This window comes from Mycobacterium zoologicum (assembly GCF_020181635.2).
GTDB classification, from domain to species: domain Bacteria; phylum Actinomycetota; class Actinomycetes; order Mycobacteriales; family Mycobacteriaceae; genus Mycobacterium; species Mycobacterium zoologicum.
Map to the genome: position 1 here is coordinate 1 of NZ_JAYJJS010000003.1, position 18,131 is coordinate 18,131.

20 protein-coding genes and 1 tRNA gene are annotated in these 18,131 nt (G+C 67.3%); 8 read left to right on the forward strand and 13 right to left on the reverse strand.

The window, feature by feature from the left end:
• Positions 1–65: 65 nt before the first annotated feature.
• Positions 66–140: transfer RNA gene (locus tag K6T84_RS02895), tRNA-Thr, on the reverse strand.
• A gap of 31 nt (positions 141–171) precedes the next feature.
• The gene (locus K6T84_RS02900; RefSeq protein WP_225400770.1) at positions 172–915 is read right to left on the reverse strand and encodes a hypothetical protein; all 744 of its coding nucleotides are present in this window, start codon (positions 913–915) and stop codon (positions 172–174) included.
• A gap of 108 nt (positions 916–1,023) precedes the next feature.
• Between K6T84_RS02900 and K6T84_RS02905 the strand changes: the two genes are divergently transcribed.
• Both K6T84_RS02905 and K6T84_RS02910 read left to right on the forward strand, forming a co-directional pair.
• Complete coding sequence (locus tag K6T84_RS02905; RefSeq protein ID WP_224862882.1) at positions 1,024–1,743, forward strand: response regulator transcription factor; 720 nt, start codon at positions 1,024–1,026, stop codon at positions 1,741–1,743.
• Positions 1,744–1,756: 13 nt separating this feature from the next.
• Complete coding sequence (locus K6T84_RS02910) at positions 1,757–3,214, forward strand: sensor histidine kinase (RefSeq protein ID WP_224865992.1); 1,458 nt, start codon at positions 1,757–1,759, stop codon at positions 3,212–3,214.
• Between the two features lie 3 nt (positions 3,215–3,217).
• Here the strand turns inward: K6T84_RS02910 and K6T84_RS02915 are convergent, their stop codons facing one another.
• Positions 3,218–3,622 carry an HIT family protein gene (locus tag K6T84_RS02915; RefSeq protein ID WP_224862880.1) on the reverse strand — a complete coding sequence of 135 codons (405 nt, stop codon included), beginning with the start codon at positions 3,620–3,622 and terminating at the stop codon, positions 3,218–3,220.
• 112 nt (positions 3,623–3,734) lie between these two features.
• Here K6T84_RS02915 and K6T84_RS02920 point away from each other — a divergent pair, with 112 nt between their 5' ends.
• On the forward strand, positions 3,735–4,265 hold the full coding sequence (locus K6T84_RS02920; protein ID WP_225400769.1) for a YceI family protein: 531 nt from the start codon (positions 3,735–3,737) through the stop codon (positions 4,263–4,265).
• Between the two features lie 9 nt (positions 4,266–4,274).
• On the opposite strand, the gene K6T84_RS02925 is transcribed toward K6T84_RS02920, so the two are convergent.
• From K6T84_RS02925 to K6T84_RS02970, 10 genes are all read right to left on the reverse strand, one after another.
• Positions 4,275–5,402 (reverse strand): NDMA-dependent alcohol dehydrogenase, encoded by a 1,128-nt coding sequence (locus tag K6T84_RS02925; RefSeq protein ID WP_224862876.1) that lies wholly within the window; start codon positions 5,400–5,402, stop codon positions 4,275–4,277.
• A 170-nt stretch (positions 5,403–5,572) separates the two neighbouring features.
• The gene (locus K6T84_RS02930; protein WP_224862874.1) at positions 5,573–6,814 is read right to left on the reverse strand and encodes a cytochrome P450; all 1,242 of its coding nucleotides are present in this window, start codon (positions 6,812–6,814) and stop codon (positions 5,573–5,575) included.
• A 58-nt stretch (positions 6,815–6,872) separates the two neighbouring features.
• Entirely contained in the window at positions 6,873–7,613 is a 741-nt protein-coding gene (locus tag K6T84_RS02935; protein ID WP_224862872.1) for a glucose 1-dehydrogenase, read from the reverse strand.
• 41 nt (positions 7,614–7,654) lie between these two features.
• A complete protein-coding gene (locus K6T84_RS02940; RefSeq protein WP_224862870.1) occupies positions 7,655–8,737 on the reverse strand; it encodes an NAD(P)H-dependent amine dehydrogenase family protein in 1,083 nt (360 codons plus the stop codon).
• A gap of 25 nt (positions 8,738–8,762) precedes the next feature.
• Positions 8,763–9,308: a nuclear transport factor 2-like protein gene (locus tag K6T84_RS02945; RefSeq protein ID WP_224862868.1), complete on the reverse strand. Its 546-nt coding sequence runs from the start codon at positions 9,306–9,308 to the stop codon at positions 8,763–8,765.
• Positions 9,309–9,311: 3 nt separating this feature from the next.
• A complete protein-coding gene (fdx, locus tag K6T84_RS02950) occupies positions 9,312–9,521 on the reverse strand; it encodes a ferredoxin Fdx (protein ID WP_225400768.1) in 210 nt (69 codons plus the stop codon).
• A gap of 18 nt (positions 9,522–9,539) precedes the next feature.
• Positions 9,540–10,895, reverse strand: coding sequence for a lanosterol 14-alpha demethylase (gene cyp51 / locus K6T84_RS02955; protein WP_225400767.1), 1,356 nt, complete (start codon positions 10,893–10,895; stop codon positions 9,540–9,542).
• Positions 10,892–11,716 carry an SDR family oxidoreductase gene (locus K6T84_RS02960; RefSeq protein WP_225400766.1) on the reverse strand — a complete coding sequence of 275 codons (825 nt, stop codon included), beginning with the start codon at positions 11,714–11,716 and terminating at the stop codon, positions 10,892–10,894. The genes cyp51 and K6T84_RS02960 overlap by 4 nt, the downstream gene beginning before the upstream one ends.
• A complete protein-coding gene (locus tag K6T84_RS02965) occupies positions 11,717–12,934 on the reverse strand; it encodes a cytochrome P450 (RefSeq protein ID WP_225400765.1) in 1,218 nt (405 codons plus the stop codon).
• Positions 12,931–13,533, reverse strand: coding sequence for a TetR family transcriptional regulator (locus K6T84_RS02970; protein ID WP_224862859.1), 603 nt, complete (start codon positions 13,531–13,533; stop codon positions 12,931–12,933). Before K6T84_RS02970 ends, K6T84_RS02965 begins: the two co-directional genes overlap by 4 nt.
• Before the next feature lie 148 nt (positions 13,534–13,681).
• Here K6T84_RS02970 and K6T84_RS02975 point away from each other — a divergent pair, with 148 nt between their 5' ends.
• Genes K6T84_RS02975 through K6T84_RS02995 form a run of 5 tightly spaced genes read left to right on the forward strand, consistent with a single transcriptional unit; the run spans position 13,682 to position 18,075 of the window.
• A complete protein-coding gene (locus K6T84_RS02975; protein WP_224862857.1) occupies positions 13,682–15,148 on the forward strand; it encodes an aldehyde dehydrogenase in 1,467 nt (488 codons plus the stop codon).
• A 12-nt stretch (positions 15,149–15,160) separates the two neighbouring features.
• Positions 15,161–15,913, forward strand: coding sequence for an SDR family oxidoreductase (locus K6T84_RS02980; RefSeq protein WP_224862855.1), 753 nt, complete (start codon positions 15,161–15,163; stop codon positions 15,911–15,913).
• Positions 15,910–16,770 carry an NAD(P)-dependent oxidoreductase gene (locus tag K6T84_RS02985; RefSeq protein ID WP_224862853.1) on the forward strand — a complete coding sequence of 287 codons (861 nt, stop codon included), beginning with the start codon at positions 15,910–15,912 and terminating at the stop codon, positions 16,768–16,770. The genes K6T84_RS02980 and K6T84_RS02985 overlap by 4 nt, the downstream gene beginning before the upstream one ends.
• Positions 16,771–16,780: 10 nt before the next feature.
• Positions 16,781–17,209 carry a carboxymuconolactone decarboxylase family protein gene (locus K6T84_RS02990; RefSeq protein ID WP_224862851.1) on the forward strand — a complete coding sequence of 143 codons (429 nt, stop codon included), beginning with the start codon at positions 16,781–16,783 and terminating at the stop codon, positions 17,207–17,209.
• Complete coding sequence (locus tag K6T84_RS02995; protein ID WP_224862849.1) at positions 17,206–18,075, forward strand: SDR family NAD(P)-dependent oxidoreductase; 870 nt, start codon at positions 17,206–17,208, stop codon at positions 18,073–18,075. The genes K6T84_RS02990 and K6T84_RS02995 overlap by 4 nt, the downstream gene beginning before the upstream one ends.
• Positions 18,076–18,131: the final 56 nt, after the last annotated feature.

Genomic DNA, 18,131 nt, shown 5'->3' on the forward strand with positions numbered 1-18,131 from the left:
TGTCGGCAACCCACGTTCACATGTGAGTGAGGCCCCAGCCCCCCATACCGTCTAGTCGCGGGACATGGAGCCCCCTGTCGGGATTGAACCGACGACATCCGCTTTACAAGAGCGACGCTCTACCACTGAGCTAAGGAGGCGGGTCTAGCGCTGCCAGCCTAACGGGCGCGGTCAGGCCCCGTCGGCACCCGGGGCGTCGGCGTCGATCACCCGCTGCGAGCGGACCCGGGACGACGGGCGCCGGCCCGACCGCCGGGGCAGCAGCGGGATGCGCTCGGCGATGTTGCTCAGCGGGTTGACCACCATGGTCAGCGCGATGACGGCTTCTTGCAGGGTGTCGATCGCCGGCTCCAGGGCTTCCATGCCGGGGGCCAGTCGGCCCAGGGTGTCGGCCACACCGGCGAGCTGCTCCAGGGGCCCGTTGCGGGCGGTGAGTTTGTCGATCAGCCCGCCTTCGGACAGCAGCCGGTCGGCCAGGCCGTCCTCGGCCAGCAGTCGTTCGATCAGGCCGTCCTCGTCGGTGAGCTGATCCACCAGCCCCCCTGGCTGCAGCGCCCGCTGCAGGCCGCCGCCATCGGCGGTGAGCCGATCGATCAGACCGCCCGGCCCGGTCAGCTGGTCCACCAGGCCGCCGGGCGCCAGCAATCGGTCAACCGGGCCATCGGGTGCCAGCGCACGGCCCAGGGGAGCGTCGTCGTCCATCAACTTGGCCAGCCGGTTGGCCCGCGCGACGGTCTCCTCCAGGCCCAGCATGTGCGCCATCGAGTTGGCCGCACCCTGGCTGGACGGCTCCCCGAGCGACTGCCGGACCAGTCCGAGCGCCGCGCCGGCGACACCGAGACCGGCGTCGGCGATCGACAATCCGATGCGTGCCGGGGCCGTCGACAGGGCGATCAACTGCTTGGCCAGGTCCATCCGGCCAGTGTAGGGGCGATCCGGCCGCCATATCAGCGGGATTGATTGACAACCAACACACAGCTGGCGTTCAGACATTGTTCACCCGACTGGTAGCAAATTAACGTCATGGGAGCAATAGCTGCGCAAGAAGCCGCACCGGAGGCCAGGATCCTCGTCGTCGACGATGAAACCAACATCGTCGAGTTGCTGTCGGTCAGCCTGAAGTTCCAGGGCTTCGAGGTCTACACGGCCTCCAGCGGTCCGGCGGCGCTGGACCGTGCGCGCGAGATCCGGCCCGACGCGGTGATCCTCGACGTGATGATGCCGGGCATGGACGGGTTCGGTGTGCTGCGCCGGCTGCGCGCCGATGGCATCGACGCCCCGGCACTGTTTCTGACCGCACGGGATTCGTTGCAGGACAAGATCACCGGACTGACTCTCGGCGGCGACGACTACGTGACCAAGCCGTTCAGCCTGGAGGAGGTGGTGGCCCGGCTGCGGGTCATCCTGCGACGGGCCGGCAAGGGCGTCGGGGAGCCCCGCAACTCCCGGCTGACATTCGCCGACATCGAACTCGACGAGGACACCCACGAGGTGTGGAAGGCCGGCGAACCCGTGTCGTTGTCGCCCACCGAGTTCACCCTGCTGCGGTATTTCGTCATCAACGCCGGGACGGTGCTGAGCAAGCCGAAGATCCTCGACCACGTATGGCGCTACGACTTCGGCGGCGACGTCAACGTGGTCGAGTCCTACGTCTCCTATCTGCGCCGCAAGATCGACACCGGTGACCGGCGGCTGCTGCACACCCTGCGTGGTGTGGGTTATGTGCTCCGCGAACCTCGGTGAATCGCACCTGCCGATGGTGGGCAGGGTCAAATCTCTCAGTTCGGTTCTGCCGCTCCGGGTCAGCCTGATCGCGGCCACGCTTGCGCTGGTGGCCGTCGGGCTCCTGGCGCAGGGCTACGCCGTCACCGCCATCCTCAGTCACCGGTTGATCAGCCGGATCGACGAAACCCTGATCGACGCCGCCCACGGCTGGGCGCTCGAGCAGCGTCCACGAGTTGCAGTGGCCGCAGGCGGGGACCCCAATCCCGGCCGGCCGCCGACCAGCTTCTACGTCCGTGATGTGGACCCCGACGGCAGCGTCTGGACCGTCATCAACGACCACAATGCCGAGCCTCGGCTACCGCCGGGCAACGACGTCGGTTCCGAGCCCGTCACGGTCGGCTCGGTCGACGGGTCGGGCGTGCACTGGCGGGCCCTGTCTGTGCACGGCGAGAACGGCCGGCTGATCACGGTGGCTCGCGACCTGTCCGATCCGCGGGCCACGCTGCGGTACCTGGCCTGGTCGCGGGTGGCGATCGGCGTCTGCGTGCTAACGGTGCTGGGCATCGCCGGGTATGTGGTGGTGACCCGCAGCCTGCGGCCGCTGACGGAGGTGGAGCAGACCGCTGCCGCGATCGCCGCCGGCCAGTTGGACCGCCGGGTCCCCGAACGCGATCCGCGCACCGAGGTCGGGCGGCTCACGCTGGCACTCAACGGCATGCTTGCGCAGATCCAGGAGGCCGTGGCGTCCTCGGCGGCGTCGGCGGACAACGCTCGGGTCTCCGAGGAGCGGATGCGCCGGTTCATCACCGACGCCAGTCATGAGTTGCGCACCCCGTTGACCACCATCCGCGGTTTCGCCGAGCTGTACCGCCAGGGCGCGGCCCGTGATATCGAGATGCTGATGTCGCGCATCGAGAGCGAAGCGCGCCGGATGGGGCTGCTCGTCGAGGATCTGCTGCTGCTGGCCCGGATGGACGCCCAGCGCCCACTGGAACGCCGCTGGGTCGACCTGCTGGTGCTGGCCACCGACTCCGTGCACGACGCCCGGGCGATCGCACCGGGCCGCAGCGTCGAACTGGAGGTGTTCGACGGTCCGGGAACCCCGGAGGTGCTGGGCGACGAGCCGCGGTTGCGACAGGTCTTGAGCAACCTGCTGTCCAACGCGTTGCAGCACACCCCGGACACCGCTGCGATCACCGTGCGGGTCGGCACCGAGGGCGGTGGCGCCGTCCTCGAGGTCGTCGACGAAGGGCCGGGGATGAGCGAGCAGGACGTGCAGCGAGTCTTCGAACGCTTCTATCGCACCGATTCGTCGCGGGCGCGCACCAGCGGCGGGACGGGCCTGGGGTTGTCGATCGTCGACTCGCTGACCCGGGCGCACGGCGGCACCGTCACCGTGATCTCCCCGCCCGGCGCGGGCTGTACTTTCCGGGTCACGATCCCACGGCTGGCCGACGCACCGGCCGAGCGGCCTGCTGAGATCGTCTGAGGCTCAGAGCAGTTCGACCAGGGCGGCGGTGATCTTCTCTTGCGCCTCGTCGAGCGACTCCGGCGACGGATTGCGGTCCACGCCGGCAAAGCCGAAGTCGGTCAGGCTGCGGGCGGGAAAGACATGCACGTGCAGGTGCGGGACCTCCAGGCCGGCGATGATCATGCCGGCCCGCTCGGTGTCGAAGGCCCGGCACACCGCCTTGCCGATCCGCTGCGCGACCGCCATCACCTTGCTGAGCACCGCGCTGTCGATGTCCTGCCACTGGTCGATCTCGGCGCGCGGCACCACCAGGGTGTGCCCCTGCGTCATCGGCTCGATGGTGAGGAAGGCGACGACGTCATCGTCCTCGTAGACGAACCGGCCCGGCAGTTCCCCGTTGATGATCTTGGTGAAAACACTGGTCATGGGTGTCAGCATATGCGCCGAGTACCGGACGTAAACGCCGCCGCTGCGTATTATCGACTTCGAGCCGGTACCGGTATCGCGGGTTCCCCACGCATCAGGTAGAGGAGATGAGATGTCGACTGTCACAACAATTCTCAGCAACCCCAAGGCGGTTGGCGCCTGGAATCTCGATACCGGCCAGTCGAGCATCCGATTCGAGAACGGCACCATGTGGGGCGCGCTGAAGGTGCGCGGCTCGTTCGCCGATTTCACCGGCAGCGGTGAGATCAAGGACGCCGAGTCCGTGACCGGGCGCATCGTCATCAAGGCCGACTCGGTCGAGACCGGCCTGGGCACCCGCGACCACGACCTGCGGCGGTCGAACTTCTTCGACAGCGAGCGGTACCCCGAGATCACCGTGGTGGTCAACGGCGGGCGGCCGGCCGGCGCCGACGCTGTTGCGCTGGACGCCGAACTGACCGTCAAGGGCATCACCGGACCGTTGCCGCTGCGGGTCGACATCACCCCGCTCGACGACGGCGTCGTCCGGCTGACCACCGAGGCGACGGTCACCCGCAAACAGTTCGCGGTGGAGGGCAATTTCCTGGGCATGGTCGGTAACAAGACCAAGCTGCGGGCCAGCCTGGTGTTCCGGCACGCCTGACCCGGCGAATTACCTATCCGCGTCCGTGTAGCGGATGATGCCGCGAATGTTCTTGCCGTCCAGCATGTCCTGGTAGCCCTCGTTGATCTGCTCCAGCTTGTACTGGCGGGTCACCATGTCGTCCAGGTTCAACTTGCCGGCCTTGTACATCGACAGCAGCTGCGGGATGTCGTACTGCGGGTTGCCGCCGCCGAAGATGGTGCCCTGCAAGTTCTTCTGCAGCAGCGTCAGCATCGCCAGATTGAGCGTGACCTGGTTCTCCAGCACGCTGCCCATCGCGGTGAGCACGCAGGTGCCGCCCTTGGCGGTCAGGACCAGGTAGTTGTCGATGTCGGCGCCGTGCACCTCGCCGACGGTGACGATCACCTTGCGGGCCATCAGGCCCTGGGTGACCTCCATCATGCCGCCCATCGCGGCGAAGATCTCCGGGTAGACGTGGGTGGCGCCGAACTTCAGCGCCTGGTCGCGCTTCCAGTCCACCGGGTCGATGACGAAGATGTTGCGGGCACCGGCGGCCACCGCACCCTGCAGGGCCGACATGCCCACGCCGCCGACGCCGACGATCGCGACGTCCTCACCCGGGCGGATGTTGGCGCTGCGGACCGCCGAGCCGTAGCCGGTGGTGACGCCGCAGCCCACCAGGCAGGCCACCTCGAACGGGATCGACGGGTCGATCTTCACCACCGAGGTCTTGTGCACCACCATGTACGGCGAGAAGGTGCCCAGCAACGTCATCGGGTAGACGCCCTGGCCGTTGGCCGTGACCCGGAAGGTGCCGTCGCTGACCGCCACGCCGTTGAGCAGTCCGGCGCCCAGGTCGCACAGATTGCGCATCCCGGCCTGACACGAAGGGCATTCGCCGCAGGACGGGATGAACGACAGCACCACGTGGTCGCCGACGGCGATGTTCTCGACGCCCGGGCCGACCTCGGTGACGATGCCGGCGCCCTCATGCCCGCCGAGCACCGGGAAGCCGGCCATCGGGATCCCACCGGTCATCAGGTGGTGGTCGGAGTGGCACATCCCGGCAGCTTCCAGCTGGATCTTGACCTCGTCTTTGCGGGGGTCACCGATCTCGATCTCCTCGACCGACCACGGCTTGTTGAACTCCCAGAGCAGCGCACCCTTTGTCTTCACCGTTTACCTGCTTTCGTTTCGAATATTCGGCTGGCGAAGGACCCCGGTCCGGCCGGAGCGTGACGCAGCCCACTGCATTCATCCGAAGCCTATAGCCCGTCACAGCCCGGGGGAAGGCTCACTTCAACCAACCGTCTGATTGGCCGCCAAACCCGGCCGGTGTGACGGCGTCAGCCGTGATAGGCCACCTGCAGGTCTTTGACCCCGTTGATCCACCCGGACCGGAGGCGTTGCGGTTCCGCCAGTTTGGTGATGTCGGGTAGTTGGCCGGCGATCTCGTCGAAGATCAGCCGGATCTCCATGCGGGCGAGGTTGGCCCCGATGCAATAGTGCGTGCCCTGCCCGCCGAACGCCAGGTGCGGGTTGGGGTCGCGCAGGATGTCGAAGCTGAACGGCCGGTCGAACACCTCTTCGTCGAAGTTGGCCGAACTGTAGAACAGGCCCGCGCGCTGACCCGCCCCGATGGCCACCCCGCCGACCTCGGTGTCGACCTTGGCGGTGCGCTGGAAGCAGTGCACCGGGGTCGCCCAGCGCACGATCTCATCCACAGCGGTCTCGGGGCGACGGCTCTTGTAGAGCTCCCACTGGTCGGGGTTCTCGGCGAACGCGTTGATGCCGTGCGTGATCGCGTTACGGGTGGTCTCGTTGCCGGCCACCGCCAGCAGGATCACGAAGAAGGCGAATTCGGTCTCGCCCAACGATTCTCCGTCGAGGTCGGCCTGGACCAGCTTGGTGACGATGTCGTCGGCCGGGCACTTCCGGCGCTGCTCGGCCATGGTGTAGGCGTAGCCCATCAACTCGGCGTTGGCCATGGCCGGATCGGCGTCGAAGTCCGGGTCGTCGGTGTTCATGATCGAGTTGGTCCAGGTGAACAGCTTCTCCCGGTCGGATTCGGGCACCCCGATCAGGTCGGCGATCGCCAATAGTGGCAGCTGCATCGCGATGTCGTCGACGAAGTTGCCGCTGTCCTTTTCAGCTGCCGCGGAAACGATCTCGCGGGCCGAGTGCGCGAGCTTCTCCTCCAGCACGGCCACCGACCGCGGGGTGAACAGCCGCGACACCAGCTTGCGCAGCCGGGTGTGCTCGGGCGGGTCGTGATTGATCAGCAGCGCCTTGGTCAGCTCCAGCTGGTCGGCGGTGATGCCTTCGGGCAGCCGCATCACCGCGCCCTTGACGTTGGTGGACCAGACGTCGCTGTCGCGGGAGATCTCCCGGATGTGCTGGTGCTTGCTGATCACCCAGTAGCCGTTGTCGCCGAAGATGTTTCCGTCGGTGGGCTGGGAGTTCCACCACACCGGGGCGGTCCGGCGCAGCTGGGCGAACTCGGCGACCGGCATACCTGCCAGCAGCACATCGGGATCGGTGAAGTCGAACCCGGCGCCGAAGGGACAGCCGGACTGAGTTGATGTCATCGAAGAACTCCTCGGATTATCAAGGGCGGCAAATTCACATCGGTCATGGGCAGCAATATCATCCGGTCTTGTGAGGCACGTCGGTGACCAGCCCGCCGTCCATGACGAACTCCGAGCCGGTGGCGTAAGAGGATTCGTCACTGGCCAGGAACACCACGAAGGTGGCGACTTCGTCGGCCTCCCCGGGCCGGCCGAGCGGGATCGTGACCATGTCCTCGGGCAGATGCTCGGTCATCGGGGTGCGGATGAAACCGGGGTGCAGCGAATTGACGCGAATGTTGTGGCGGGCGAGCTCCAGAGCGGCGGATTTCGTCAGTCCGCGCACGGCCCATTTCGACGCCACGTAGGGGTGCACCATCGGCGCCCCGCGCAGGCCCTCGATCGAGGACACATTGATGATCGACCCGCCGCCGGCCGCGATCATCGAATCGATGGCGGCGCGCATACCCAGGAATGTGCCGTTGAGGTTGACGTCGATGACGTTGTGCCACTGGGCGAGATCGAATTTGCGTAGCTGTCCCAGTGCGACGGTGCCAGCGTTGTTGACCAAGACGTTGAGCTTCCCGTACGTCTCGACCGCGGCCCCGACCGCGGCGGCCCACTGATCCGGGTCCCGGACGTCGAGATGCACGTAGCGCGCGGCATCACCGAGTTCTGCCGCCAGAGCGGCGCCCTCTTCGTCGAGCACATCGCCGATGACCACTTTGGCGCCCTCGGCGACCAACATTCGAGCGTCGGCTGCGCCCATGCCGCGGGCTCCTCCGCTGATCAGAGCGACCTTCTCGGCTACACGTCCCATGCGCATTTCGCCTTTCCGTGGTGGTGGTTGTCTGGTGCGACTCAGGTGCGGGCCGTCGTGATGACGGCGGGAGCGCCCACGAGCGGCAGGTCCAGGGTGGTGACGATGCCCGCCGGTGCCGCGACGACGGCGGGCACCGCGTTGACGACCCGACCGACTCCCGCGGCGATCGCGGCGTAGTTGTGGTCGCCGTGCCGGCTGGTCGGGCAGATGTCGACGGCATAGGACGGTTCGCCGGTGATCTCCACCCGGTAGGAGCCGCCCGGCTGTGCCGGCTGCGCCCAGTCCGGCCGCAGGTCGCTGCGCAGCCGGGTGACGTGCTCCACCACGATCAGTGGGTGGCCGTCAACGATGCCGTTGATCTCGAATTTGAGTGCTGCGACACCGCCTTTGGGGATGTGCCCGGCGGCGATATCGAAGGCCTCCGGCGCCGGCTCGCGTTCGCTGGAGTCGGTGATGGCGTCCAGGGTCACGCCCAACCCGGCGGCCAGCTCCCGGATCGTCGCGCCCCACGCGATGCTCAGAATGCCGGGCTGCAGCAGCATCGGCACGTCGTCGGGTGAACTGCCGAAGCCCATCACGTCGAACATGACCTCGGCGCCGTCGTAGGTCGCGTAGTCGGCGATCTCCAGGCAGCGGATCTGTTCGATGCTCTGGCAGGTGCTGGCGAAGGCCAGCGGCACCAGGTCGGTGATGAAACCGGGATCGACGCCGTTGACGTACACGCTCGAATTACCCTGCCGCGCAGCATCTTCGATGGGCGCGATGAACTTGTCCGGGATGACACCCCAGGGGTACTGCAACACCCCCGGGGCGGTCCCGATGACGTTGATGCCGGCGGCCAGCAGCCGGCAGACGTCCTTGATCGCGTCGGGTAGCCGGGTGTCACCCATCGCGCAGTAGACCACGGCGTCCGGTCCGGCGCCGATGATCGCCGCGAAGTCGTCGGTGGCGGCGACGCCGGTGTGGACGTCGACACCGGCGAGTTCGCCGGCATCGCGGCCCACCTTGGCCGGCGTCGACACCCATACGCCGGTGAGTTCGTAAGCGGGATTGGTGATCAGCCCACGCAGGGCGATGCGCCCGGCGTTGCCGGTGCCGATCAGGGCGACGCGGATGGCCACGAGTCCTCCTGGAGTGGGTGGTGCGTTACCAGAGCGGCGCCGGAGACTTACCCAGTGGGTAGTAGCCGGGCAGCGTCTCACCGGCCAGGCTGCGCTCAATGCGCTTCTGCATGCCCTTCGAAAGCTTGCCGGCCTTCATCAGGTCCATGTACAGCGCCGAGACATGACCGAAGTCGAAGAAGTCCCGCTGCCAGGAGATCTTGGCTTCGTCATCCAGCCGAAACCAGCTACCGCCGATCCCGTAGATCTCCGCCTGCGACCCGTCTGCGTCAGTGGCGACCTGTTTCCAGAATCCGACGATCTCGCCCTGCTTGTCGTCGATGAGCACCTTCTGGTACGGATACTGCCAGTTGTCCAGGCCATCCATTTCCAATCCCAGTGCGATGTCGCGGATCTCATCGATCCCGACGCACATCACGTCTTCCTTGGGGCCGATGTTCCAGCCGTAGGTGGCGTCGTCGGCATAGAAGTCGGCCAGTGGCCGCCAGTCGCCGGCCGCTTCGGCGTCACGATTGGCCTGTAGCCAGCGCTCGACCCAGGCGTCGAGTTCGTCTCGGGGGAAGGCAGGCATCTTTCAATCCTCTTTCTCGTGAATGGACAAAGCTCTGGTGGGACAGGCTCGCACGGCGTTCTCGATCTGGCGCCGGTCTTCGTCGGGCGGCTCGGCATCGAGGATCTCGACCTTGCCGTGCTTGGGCACCCGGAAGTAGTCCGGTGCCTCCAGTTCGCACATGGCGTGGCCCTGGCACAGGTCCAGGTCGGCCTTGACGACGTACTTACCCATGTTGGTGTCCTCCTGCCCCTATGCGGTGCGGCGGCGGTAGCGCACCCTGGCCGGCCGGGCCAACTGCACCACCATCTTGGAGTGGTCGTTGCGGTAGGTCTCCGGCGGCTGCGCCATCTCGAACTCATATTCGCGCAGCAGAATCGAGAAGATCGCCTTGATCTGCATGGTGGCGAACGCCGAGCCCACACAACGGTGCCGGCCGCCCCCGAACGGAATCCAGTTCCACCGGTGTATGACATCTTCCTCGCGCGGCTCGTTGTAGCGCTCCGGGATGAACTCGTCGGGGTTCGGGAAGGACTCGGCAATCCGATTGGAGACCGCCGGCGAAGCCGCGACCATGTCGCCTTCATGGATCGGATAGCCGCAGACCTCGAACTCGCCATTGGACACCCGCATCAGGATGATCAGCGGCGGGTGCAGCCGCAGAGTCTCCTTGAGCACGTTCTCCAGGTTCGGGATCTGGCGCAGCGCATTGAAACTCACCTCGCTGCCGTCGGCGTAGAGTTCGTCGAGTTCTTTGACCACCTCCGCGCGGATCTCGGGATGGCGCAGCAGTTCGATCATCGTCCACGACGAGGTGCCCGAGCTGGTGTGATGCCCGGCGAACATGATCGAGATGATCATCCCGGTGATCTCGTCGGCGGTGAACCGCGGGTTGCCGTCCTCGTCGGGGATCGAGATCATCACGTCGATCATGTCCCGGCGCCGTTTGTCGGTCTCCGGGTTGGCGATTCGGCCGTTCATGATGCCCTGCACCAGCTCGACCAGCTTGACCCGGGCCGCGTCGCGGCGCCGGAAGCTCTCGATCGGCAGGTACGGGTCGACGTAGCACAGTGGGTCGGTGCCGCGCTCCAGGTCGTAGTAGGCCTCGGCGAAGCGGCCGTCGAGTTCGTCGCGGAACTTCTTGCCGACCAGACACGCTGTGGAGGTGTAGATGGTCAGCTCGGCGAAGAACTCCAGTAGATCGATCTCTCCGCTCTCGCCCCAGCCTTCGATCATCTGGCGCACCTCGTGCTCGATGGTGCTGGCGTGCCGCTTCATGTGGTCACCGCGAAGGGCGGTGTTGTGCAACATCTCCGCGCGACGCTCCGGCGGGGCGTCGAACACCACGCCGTTACCGAAGATCGGGGTCATGAAGGGGTAGGCCTTGGCCTGGTCGAGCTCGTCGTCGGTCGACCGGAAGAAGAACTCGTTGGCTTCGGCGCCGGTCAGTAGCACCACCTTTCGTCCGGCCAGGTCGAACCAGCCGACGTCGCCGCACTCATCGCGGACCCGCTGCATCAGTCCGATCGGATCGGTGCGGAACTCTTCGAGGTGGCCGTGTTCGGCCTCCCCTCCGGAGACCCGGGGGACTTCAGTCGTGACGGTCATGGCATTCCTTCCTCGCCCAGTTGCAGCTGCTGACGATCGGCGGCAGCGTCGCTCAACGGAGCCTCGGGCTGTACTTCCAGGTCGACGATGTGGGCGCCGCGCGGGGTCTGGGCGACGAACGCGATGGCACGGGCCAGGTCCTGCGGGCGAAGGAAGTAGTTGTGCCGGGCCTGGCCCCATTTGGCCCAGTCCTCCAACATCGGGCCCACCTGCTCGGCCGACAGCTTCCAACCCATCTCGGTCAGGGTCGGTCCGGGGTGAACGATCGAGGCGCGTACTCCGGTGCCCTCCAACTCCATTCGCAGGTTGTGCACCATCGCGACCAGCGCCGCCTTGGCCGCGCCGTAGGCGCCCATGTGCGGGCGCTGCTGCAACGCGACGTCCGAGCCGACGAAGATCACGTCGCCGCGACGGCGGGCGACCATGTCCGGCAGCACCGCGGTGGCCAGCCGGTTGGCGCCGATCAGGTGGACCTGGATCTGGTCGTTGAATGCCTCGGTGGACAGCTCGTGGATGCGGCCGGGGTTCATGTCGCCGGCGCCGGAGACCAGCAACTCGATCTCACCCAGGGCATCGATACTTTGTGCCACAAACGATTTCACCGAGTCGGCGTCGGTGACATCGAGGCTGAATGCCACCGCTTCACCGCCGTCGCTGCGGATCTTGTCGACCAGCTCGGTGAGCTTCTCGGTGCGCCGGGCCCCGAGAGCCACCGGAAAGCCCTGGTGGGCAAGCTCTTGCGCGGTAGCCGCGCCGATACCCGACGACGCACCCGCGACGATCGCGGGCCGGCGGGCGGGGGGCGGGTCGAAGCGTGGCATCTATGCCTCCTTGACGATGATCGGGAGATCGGCGAAACCGCGCACGTTGGATGAGTGCACCCGCACGGCGTTGGCCTCGTCGACCTGGTAGTCGCTGATCCGGTTGAAAAGCTCCTCGAGCGCCACCCGGGCCTCCATCCGGGCCAGGTGCGCGCCCAGGCAGAAGTGCGCTCCGCTGCCGAAACTGAGCAGCTTGGAACCGATGTCGCGGCCGATCCGGAAGGCGTCGGGCTCGTCGAAGACCCGCTCGTCGCGGTTTCCCGAACCCGGCAGCAGCAGCACCACCGAATCGGCGGGAATCGTGGTGCCGTGCAGTGTGTAGTCCTGCGCGACGGTGCGCGCCAGGATCTGGCTGGGGGTGTCGTAGCGCAGCGTCTCCTCCACCCACAGCGGGATCCGGGAGTGATCGGCATACAGCGGCGTCAGCTGGTCGCGGTTGCGGTGGCCCCAGTAGATGGCGCTGCCCAGCAGCTTGGTGGTGGTCTCGTTGCCGGCGATCACCATCAGGAACAGGAAGGCCAGGATCTCGGAGTCGCCGAGCCGGTCCCCGTCGACCTCGGTCTCCAGCAGCGCCGAGGTGAGGTTGTCGGCCGGATGCTTCTTGAAGTCGGCGATCATCTCGTTGTAGTAGGTCATCAGATCCATCGAGGCCTGGATGGCCGACTGCGGGACGTCGGTCACGCCGTCTTCGCGGTGCAGCACCCCGTCTGCCAGCTCCCGGATCCGGGTCCGGTCGGCCTCGGGCACGCCCATCAGTTCGGAGATGACGTCCATCGGCAGCTTGCCGGCGAAGTCGTTGATGAAGTCCAGCGAACAGGTGCCGTCCGAGCCGGGCTGGATCGCGGCGTCCAGGTGCTGACGTGCCAGCCGGATCACCTGCGGTTCGAGCTCGCGGATCCGGCGCGGGGTGAAGCCGCGCGACACCAGGGTGCGAAGGCGCAGGTGCGCCGGATCGTCCATGGCCAAGAACGACATCACCAGCTGGGCGTGCGGGCCACGCGAGACCGGGTCCAGTGACACCCCGTCGCGGTTGGACAGCGCGTCGCTGTTGCGGAACCCGTGCAGGACGTCCTGGTGACGCGAGATCGCCCAGAAGTTCAGCTCTTCGTTGTGATACACCCGGGCTTCGTCGCGCAGCCGGCGGTAGTACGGGAACGGGTCCTCGTGGAAGTCGTAGTCGTACGGATTGAGGACCGGTGGAGCTGTCTGCAGGCTCATGTGGATACTCCTGATTCCAGGATCAGGCTGACCACGAAGGCCAGCCGATCGGTGATCTGGGGGTAGGTGAAGGCGCCGCTGCCGGCGTTGACCAGGGCGCCGAAGAAGGTCATCTCCAGGGCCGAGACCGTCTGCGGGTCCGCGCCGGGGCCGATCGCCGAGGTGATGCGGCGGTGGATCTCGCCGCCGATCCGGTCGCGCACCGTGCGTACCGCCGCATCACCGCTGCCGCTGAGCAGCGCCGCCGTGCAGGCCGCCGCCACCTCGGGCTCGTCGGCGACCACCAGGGCCAGGTGCCGCAGCGCCTGATTGACCCGGCTGGGCATCGGTTCGTTGACGTCGGTGAAGTACGGGACCTGGCGAACCAGATCCAGGTAGATCTCGGCGATCAGATGGTTTTTCGACGAGAAGTAGGTGTAGGCGGTCGCCGGGGCGACTTTGGCTCGGGCGGCCACCGCGCGCACGGTCAGGTCCGCGTAGGACTTCTCGCGCAGCATCTCCAGGCCGGCGGCCAGCACCTTGCGGAAGGTCTCCTCCTGGCGCCGGTTGCGCGGGGCAGTATCGGTCGATGTGACTGCCGCCACCAGTTCGCTGGACACCTGTCCAAATTAGCCGATGATGGGCCTGATGGGCAAGTCCGCAGGACAAACATGTTTTTTGGTGTCGGGGTTGCGGGATCGCGGATTCTGCGGTTAGGGTTCGACCGGGTAATAACAGACAAGTGTCCGATTTCTCTGGGAGTGACTGATGGCATTACTGGCCGACGGCATGAGCCGGCTGCTCATCGACGGAAAACTGGCCGCGGGCGGTGCGGGTGCCTTCGCTACGGTCAACCCGGCCACCGAGGAAGTGCTCGGTGAGGCGGCCAACGCCGACGCCGCCGACATGGACCGGGCCATCGACGCCGCCCGGCGGGCCTTCGACGACACCGACTGGTCGAGAAACCCCGAGCTGCGGGTGCGTTGCGTGCGGCAGCTGCGTGACGCGCTGCGCGAGAATCTGGAAGAGCTGCGCGAGGTGACCATCGCCGAGGTGGGCGCGCCACGCATGCTCACCGCCGCCGCCCAGCTGGAGGGACCGGTCGAAGACCTCGGGTTCGCCGCGGACACCTGCGAAAGCTACGAGTGGACACAGGATCTCGGGCAGGCCGCACCGATGGGCATCCCCACCCGGCGCTCGGTGGTGCGAGAGGCGGTCGGCGTGGTCGGCGCCATCACCCCGTGGAACTTCCCGCACCAGATCAACCTGGCAAAGCTGGGGCCGGCACTGGCGGCGGGCAACACCGTGGTGCTCAAGCCCGCCCCGGACACCCCGTGGGTGGCCGCGGTGCTCGGTGAGCTGATCGCCGAGCACACCGACATCCCGCCGGGCGTGGTCAACATCGTCACCTCCACCGACCACGCATTGGGCGCCATGCTCGCGAAAGATCCTCGGGTGGACATGGTTTCGTTCACCGGCTCGACCGCCACCGGGCGTGCCGTGATGGCCGATGCCGCAGCGACCATCAAGAAGGTGTTCCTGGAGTTGGGTGGCAAGTCCGCCTTCCTGGTGCTCGACGACGCCGACCTGGCCGCGGCCTGCTCGGTGGCGGCCTTCTCCGTCTGCATCCATGCCGGGCAGGGCTGTGCGATCACCACCCGGCTGGTGGTGCCCCGGGCCCGCTATGACGAGGCGGTCGCCATCGCCGCCGGCACCATGGGCTCGATCAAGCCCGGTGACCCGGAGAAGTCCGGAACCGTATGCGGGCCGGTGATTTCGGCGCGCCAGCGTGACCGCGTGCAGAGCTATTTGGACCTGGCTGTCACCGAAGGCGGCAGCTTCGCCTGTGGCGGCGGGCGTCCGGCCGACCAGCCGGTCGGCTTCTTCATCGAGCCCACCGTGATCGCCGGGCTGACCAATGACGCACGGGTGGCCCGCGAAGAGATCTTCGGCCCGGTGCTGACCGTGATCGCCCACGACGGCGACGACGACGCGGTGCGCATCGCCAACGACTCGCCCTACGGGTTGTCGGCCACCGTCTACGGCGGCGACACCAGGGCGGCCGCGGTCGCGGCCCGGCTGCGCGCCGGGACCGTCAACGTCAACGGCGGAGTCTGGTACTCCGCTGACGTGCCGTTCGGCGGATACAAGCAGTCCGGCAACGGCCGGGAGATGGGTGTCGCCGGGTTCGAGGAATACCTGGAGATCAAATCCATTGCAACAGCAGCGAACTAAGAGGAGATAGAGATGGGGCAATTCGACGACAAGGTGGCGATCGTCACCGGCGCCGGTGGCGGGATCGGTCAGGCCTACGCCGAGGCGCTGGCCGCCGGCGGCGCGGCGGTGGTGATCGCCGACATCAACGTCGAGGGCGCGCAGAATGTGGCCAAGCAGATCGTGGCCGACGGCGGCAAGGCGCTGGCGGTCGGCGTCGACGTCTCCGACCCGGAGTCGGCCAAGGCGATGGCCGATCAGGCGGTGGCGGAGTTCGGCGGGATCGACTACCTAGTCAACAATGCCGCGATCTTCGGCGGGATGAAGCTCGACGGCCTGCTGACCGTGCCGTGGGACTACTACGAGAAGTTCATGCGGGTCAACCTCGACGGTGCGCTGATCTGCACCCGGGCCGTCTACGAACACATGGCGCAGCGCGGCGGCGGTGCCATTGTCAACCAATCCTCCACCGCGGCATGGGTTTACGCGAACTTCTACGGTCTGGCCAAAGTCGGTATCAACGGCCTGACCCAGCAGCTCTCGCGTGAGCTGGGCTGGCGCAACATCCGGATCAACGCGATCGCGCCCGGCCCCATCGACACCGAGGCCAACCGGGTCACCACCCCGCAGGCCATCGTCAAGCAGATGGTGCAGCAGCTGCCGCTGGCCCGGATGGGCACGCCCGAGGACCTGGTTCCGATGTGCCTGTTCCTGCTGTCGGATCAGGCGTCGTGGATCACCGGACAGATCTTCAACGTCGACGGCGGACAGATCATCCGGTCATGAGCGCAGACAACGAGATTCGCCTGGGCTACATCGGGCTGGGGAACATGGGCGCGCCGATGGCGCAACGGCTGGTCGACTGGCCGGGTGGGGTGACGGTGTTCGACGTGCGCCCCGAGGCGATGACCCCGCTGACCGAGGCCGGGGCGCGCCAGGCCGGTAGCGTCGCCGACGTCGCGGCCAGCGCCGACGTCATCAGCATCACGGTGCTCGACGACGCCCAGGTCCGCGAGGTGGTCGCCGAACTGGTGCCCGATGCCAAGCCGGGCACCGTGATCGCGATCCACTCGACGATCGCCGACACCACGGCAGCCGAACTGGCCGAGGAACTCAAGCCGCAGGGCATTCACGTCATCGACGCACCGATCAGTGGGGGCGCGGGTGCCGCTCAGAAGGGGCAGCTGGCGACCATGGTCGGCGCCGAGCGTGCGGTCTACGAGCAGATCAAACCGGCGTTCAAGTGCTGGGCGTCGCTGGTGATCCACGCCGGCGAGCCCGGTGCCGGCACCCGAATGAAGCTGGCGCGCAACATGTTGACCTTCACCGCCTACGCCGCGGCCGGCGAGGCGATGAAGCTCGCCGAAGCGGCCGGGCTGGACCTGCAGGCACTGGGCCGGGTGGTGCGCCACACCGATGCGCTCACCGGCGGACCCGGCGCGATCATGTTGCTGGACTCCACCGCGCCGCTGCCGCAGGACCACTTCCTGCGCGGCCCGTTCACCCACACCCGCGGACTCGGGGAGAAGGACCTGAGTCTGGCACTGGCACTGGGCAAGGCCACCGGGGTCGATCTCCCGCTCGCGCAGATCGCGCTGGCCGAGCTCGCCGCCGGCCTGGGCGTGCCGCACTCCGAGGACTAGGAGAGATCTGATGGACGAACAGCGCCGCGCCGGCCTGGAGAAGATGAACGAGGTCTACGGCTGGGAGATGCCCAACATCGAGGGCGACCCCTACTTCGATCTGACCGTGGATCACCTGTTCGGGAGCATATGGACCCGACCCGGATTGTCGATGCGCGACAAACGGATCATGACGCTGACGGCGGTGACCGCGATCGGCAACCGCGACTTGGCCGAGATCCAGATCAATGCCGCACTGCTCAATGGGGAGCTCACCGAGACCGAGCTCAAGGAGATGGCGGTCTTCTTGACCCACTATCTGGGGTTCCCGCTGGGGTCGGCGCTCAATGGCGCGGTCGACGTCGTGGTGGCCAGGCGGCGCAAGGCCGCCGCGGCCGGCAAGGCCGAAGACAAGAAGGCCAATGTCGAGGGCGCGCTGCGGATGAACAAGGAGCCGTGACACTGTTCGCGTCCCGGGGCGCCGTTGTCGTCGGAGGCAGTCGCGGCATCGGCCGGGCGGTCGCCGAGCTGCTCGCGGCCCACGGTGCCGGGGTGGTGGTCAACGGCCGCGACGACGGCGCGGTGGACGACACCGTCGCCGTCATCACCGGTTCGGGTGGCCGGGCCGTCGGCCTGGCTGGGGCCGCCCATGTGGAGGCGACCGCGGTGGCGCTGGTGCAGGCCTGTCGCGAGGAGTACGGCAGCGTCGACGTCCTGATCAACTGTGCCGGTGTCGCCGAGCCGGCCGGGTCCTCGATCCTGTCGATCTCCGGTGCGCAGTTCCACGACCTGCTCGACGCCCACCTGGGCACGGTCTTTCACACCTGTCGGGCCGCCGCGCCGCTGATGGCCCGGCAACGCCGCGGGTCGATCGTCAACAGCGGCTCGGTGGCCTTCCTCGGCGACTACGGCGGCACCGGCTATCCGGCCGGCAAGGCCGCGATCAACGGGCTGACGCAGGCGATCGCCGCCGAACTCGCCGAGCACGGGGTGCGGGCCAACGTGGTGTGCCCGGGCGCCAAGACCCGGCTGTCCACCGGCGCCGACTACGAGCAGCACATCCGCGGCCTGCATGCCCGGGGCCTGCTGGACGAGTTCACCATGGCCGCGTCGCTGGATCCGGCGCCCGCCGAATACGCCGCACCGCTCTACGCCTACCTCGCCAGCGACCTGGCCGCCGGCGTGACCGGATCGGTGTTCTTGGCATCGGGCGGCTTCGTCGGCCGGTTCGACCGCGCGGCCCCCGCGGTGCTGGGCTACCGCGATCATCAGGGGACGCCGCCGTGGTCGATCACGGAGCTGCACGCCATGGTGGCGGGCGGCTGAGGTAGCGAAGGCACGGTCTCAACTAGGCTCGGAACCGTTGTCCGGCCGCGATGACG

What these genes read in the sequence shown, in the direction of transcription:
- K6T84_RS02960 (WP_225400766.1), bottom strand. Translation starts at nt 11,716, where the DNA reads ATGCCACGCTTCGACCCGCCCCCCGCCCGCCGGCCCGCGATCGTCGCG.
- K6T84_RS02975 (WP_224862857.1), top strand. Translation starts at nt 13,682, where the DNA reads ATGGCATTACTGGCCGACGGCATGAGCCGGCTGCTCATCGACGGAAAA.
- K6T84_RS02910 (WP_224865992.1), top strand. Translation starts at nt 1,757, where the DNA reads ATGGTGGGCAGGGTCAAATCTCTCAGTTCGGTTCTGCCGCTCCGGGTC.
- K6T84_RS02905 (WP_224862882.1), top strand. Translation starts at nt 1,024, where the DNA reads ATGGGAGCAATAGCTGCGCAAGAAGCCGCACCGGAGGCCAGGATCCTC.
- K6T84_RS02935 (WP_224862872.1), bottom strand. Translation starts at nt 7,613, where the DNA reads ATGGGACGTGTAGCCGAGAAGGTCGCTCTGATCAGCGGAGGAGCCCGC.
- K6T84_RS02985 (WP_224862853.1), top strand. Translation starts at nt 15,910, where the DNA reads ATGAGCGCAGACAACGAGATTCGCCTGGGCTACATCGGGCTGGGGAAC.
- cyp51 (WP_225400767.1), bottom strand. Translation starts at nt 10,895, where the DNA reads ATGACCGTCACGACTGAAGTCCCCCGGGTCTCCGGAGGGGAGGCCGAA.
- K6T84_RS02900 (WP_225400770.1), bottom strand. Translation starts at nt 915, where the DNA reads ATGGACCTGGCCAAGCAGTTGATCGCCCTGTCGACGGCCCCGGCACGC.
- K6T84_RS02930 (WP_224862874.1), bottom strand. Translation starts at nt 6,814, where the DNA reads ATGACATCAACTCAGTCCGGCTGTCCCTTCGGCGCCGGGTTCGACTTC.
- K6T84_RS02920 (WP_225400769.1), top strand. Translation starts at nt 3,735, where the DNA reads ATGTCGACTGTCACAACAATTCTCAGCAACCCCAAGGCGGTTGGCGCC.
- fdx (WP_225400768.1), bottom strand. Translation starts at nt 9,521, where the DNA reads ATGGGTAAGTACGTCGTCAAGGCCGACCTGGACCTGTGCCAGGGCCAC.
- K6T84_RS02980 (WP_224862855.1), top strand. Translation starts at nt 15,161, where the DNA reads ATGGGGCAATTCGACGACAAGGTGGCGATCGTCACCGGCGCCGGTGGC.
- K6T84_RS02990 (WP_224862851.1), top strand. Translation starts at nt 16,781, where the DNA reads ATGGACGAACAGCGCCGCGCCGGCCTGGAGAAGATGAACGAGGTCTAC.
- K6T84_RS02945 (WP_224862868.1), bottom strand. Translation starts at nt 9,308, where the DNA reads ATGCCTGCCTTCCCCCGAGACGAACTCGACGCCTGGGTCGAGCGCTGG.
- K6T84_RS02915 (WP_224862880.1), bottom strand. Translation starts at nt 3,622, where the DNA reads ATGACCAGTGTTTTCACCAAGATCATCAACGGGGAACTGCCGGGCCGG.
- K6T84_RS02965 (WP_225400765.1), bottom strand. Translation starts at nt 12,934, where the DNA reads ATGAGCCTGCAGACAGCTCCACCGGTCCTCAATCCGTACGACTACGAC.